Annotated in this window: 3 protein-coding genes and 1 pseudogene; all 4 read left to right on the top strand. The window is 69.9% G+C overall.

Translation table 11 applies throughout. The features are described from left to right. A partial coding sequence (locus ACFE60_RS18650) for a hypothetical protein (protein ID WP_375390343.1) occupies positions 1-92 on the top strand: 92 nt, incomplete at its 5' end. Positions 93-260: 168 nt separating this feature from the next. Next, on the top strand, positions 261-1,283 hold the full coding sequence (locus tag ACFE60_RS18645; protein WP_375390342.1) for a Fic family protein: 1,023 nt from the start codon (positions 261-263) through the stop codon (positions 1,281-1,283). A 33-nt stretch (positions 1,284-1,316) separates the two neighbouring features. After that, positions 1,317-1,490: pseudogene (locus tag ACFE60_RS18640) on the top strand (elongation factor Tu); the annotation flags it as partial. A gap of 234 nt (positions 1,491-1,724) precedes the next feature. Further along, the coding region (locus ACFE60_RS18635) for a Mur ligase family protein (RefSeq protein ID WP_375390341.1) at positions 1,725-2,665 on the top strand (941 nt) is incomplete at its 3' end.

Genomic DNA, 2,665 nt, shown 5'->3' with positions numbered 1-2,665 from the left:
AGCCGATCGCCATGGAGGAGGGCCTGCGCTTCGCCATCCGCGAGGGCGGCCGCACGGTCGGCGCCGGCACGGTCGTGAAGATCATCAAGTGAGCTGACGCTCGCTGAGCGAAGGGGTCGGGCCGCGAGGCCCGGCCCCTTCGTCGTTCCCCCGGTGACTACGGCGTTTGATCTGTTGATTTCAGTGGAGTCAGTTGCGACACTTTGGCAGATTTGATCTGTGTGTTTAGTGGAGGGTCCGTGCAACAACCAGGTGATCAAGTGCCCGATGGGCGAGGCAGGCCCTCCCGGGCCGCGATCTTCGAACAGTTCGCAGCGGCAACCACGGAGTTGAAAGCTCTGGGTGGCCTGCCCACCCCACAGGAGGCCCGACCGATCTGGGACTCGATCTGGCACTCCGAAGTCCACAACTCGACCGCGCTCGAGGGGAACACACTCGTCCTGCGCGAGGTGCGAGTACTCCTCGACGAGCACCGCGCGACGGGGTCGAAAGCGGTCAAGGACTACCTCGAAGTGCAGGGGTACGGTGACGCCGCGCGATGGGTCTACTCGCAGGCTCGGGGCTCGGACTGGTCCGCTGCCGGGGAGCTCGTTACGTTGAGCGAGATCCGCCACATCCACGAAGTAGCCATGACCCCCGTCTGGACCGTGGCGCCTCACCCCGAAGCAGGCGGCAACGAAGCTCCGGGCGGATTTCGTGAGCACGACATCCATCCGTTCTCCGGCGGTATGCAGCCGCCGCCGTGGGTGCAGGTGCACCCACGGCTCTCGACATGGGTCGATGAGGTCAACGCCGTCAGAGCAGCTCTCGTCGACGGAAGTGTGGCTCTCGCAGATCTTCCGATGAGGCTGGCGAACCTGCACAGCGCGTTCGAGCGCATCCATCCCTTCATCGACGGGAACGGCAGAACGGGTCGCCTCGTTCTGAATCTGCTGCTCACCCGCCTCGGTTATCCGCCGGCCATCGTGTACAAGCGGTCGCGCGATCGGTATCTGAAGGCGCTCGACAGAGCAGATCACGGGGACGTCGCGCCGCTCGCGGAGGTGCTCGCCCGATCCGTCATCGGCAACCTTCACGAGCTTGTCCTGGCGAACATCGCCGGGCCAGCGCGCATCGTGCCGCTGCGCGCTCTGGAGAGCGACGACCTGACCTACCAGGCACTCCGGCAGGCTGCCTCGCGGGGGCGCCTCCGGGCGCAACGCGGGTCAGACGGGCAGTGGCGATCCAGTCGACACGACGTCGAGGCATACCGCGCTTCGCGCTACCAACGTCCCCGCGACTGAGGCTCGGAAGGTGAGTCCGGGCATGAGTCGCGCCTCACCGGCGTCATCTCGCTGCCCGAGGGCACCGAGATGGTCATGCCGGGCGACACCACCGAGATGTCGGTCGAGCTGATCCAGCCGATCGCCATGGAGGAGGGCCTGCGCTTCGCCATCCGCGAGGGCGGCCGCACGGTCGGCGCCGGCACGGTCGTGAAGATCATCAAGTGAGCTGACGCTCGCTGAGCGAAGGGGTCGGGCCGCGAGGCCCGGCCCCTTCGTCGTTCCCCCGGCCCTTCGCGGATCCGCACTCCTCTCGCGGTTCCGCAGTTCTGCGTCGCCGCGCCGGACGGAGCGCTCGCGGAGCGGCGTGTCGGCCGAGAACTGCGGATCCGCGGACCTCCGGGCGCACACGCCACAGGGGCGAGGGGCTGCGGCCGACCGCCCGCCTACGCTGGACCGGTCATGCCTGCGCCCGTCCCGTCCCCGTTCGTCCCCGAGTCGACCCCGCCCATCGCCCTGGCGCAGCTCGCCTCCCGCTTCGACCTCGGCGGGGTACCGGGGGACGTCGATGTCACCGGTATCAGCCTCGGCACCGGTGCGGTGCGGCCGGGACACCTGTTCATCGCGCTGCAGGGGGTCCGCAGCCACGGCGCCGCGTACGCGCAGGAGGCGGTCGAGCGCGGCGCGGTCGCGGTGCTGACCGACCCCGACCACGCCGACCTCGACGTCGCGGTCCCGGTCCTCGTCGCGCCCCGGCCCCGCCTCCTGCTGGGTGAGCTCGCGGCCGCGGTGTACCGCACCCGCGAGCACCACCCGCTGCTGATCGGCGTCACCGGCACGAACGGGAAGACCTCCACCAGCCACTTCCTCGCCGGCCTGCTGGACCTGCTCGAGGTGCCGAACGGGCTCAGCTCGACCGCGGAGCGCCGGGTCGCCGCCGAGCGTCGCGTCGCGGGCCTCACGACGCCCGAGGCAACCGAGCTGCACGCGCTGATCGCACGCATGGTGGAGGCGGGGGTGGAAGCGGCCGCCATCGAGGTCAGCGCCCAGGGGCTCTCGCGCCACCGCCTCGACGGCATCGTGTTCGACGTCGCGGGGTTCACGAACCTGAGCCACGACCACCTCGACGACTACGCGGACATGGACGCGTACTACGCCGCCAAGGCCGTGCTGTTCCAGCCCGACCGCTCCCGCCGCGCGGTGGTGTCGCTCGACACCGACTGGGGCGCCCGCGTGGTGGCCGACGCCGGCGTGCCGACGTCGACGATCGCGCTGGCCGGGGGATCACCGGCGGACTGGACCGTGCGGGTGACCGAGGAGACGCAGGGGTTCACCGCGTTCGTGCTCGAGGACGCGGCGGCCCGGCGGATCAGCACGCGGATCCCCGTGCTCGGTTCCCATAT

This window comes from uncultured Amnibacterium sp. (assembly GCF_964245895.1).
In the GTDB taxonomy this organism is placed as follows: domain Bacteria; phylum Actinomycetota; class Actinomycetes; order Actinomycetales; family Microbacteriaceae; genus Amnibacterium.
Note: the sequence above shows the minus strand (reverse complement) of the source record. Positions and strands in the feature narration are given on the sequence as shown.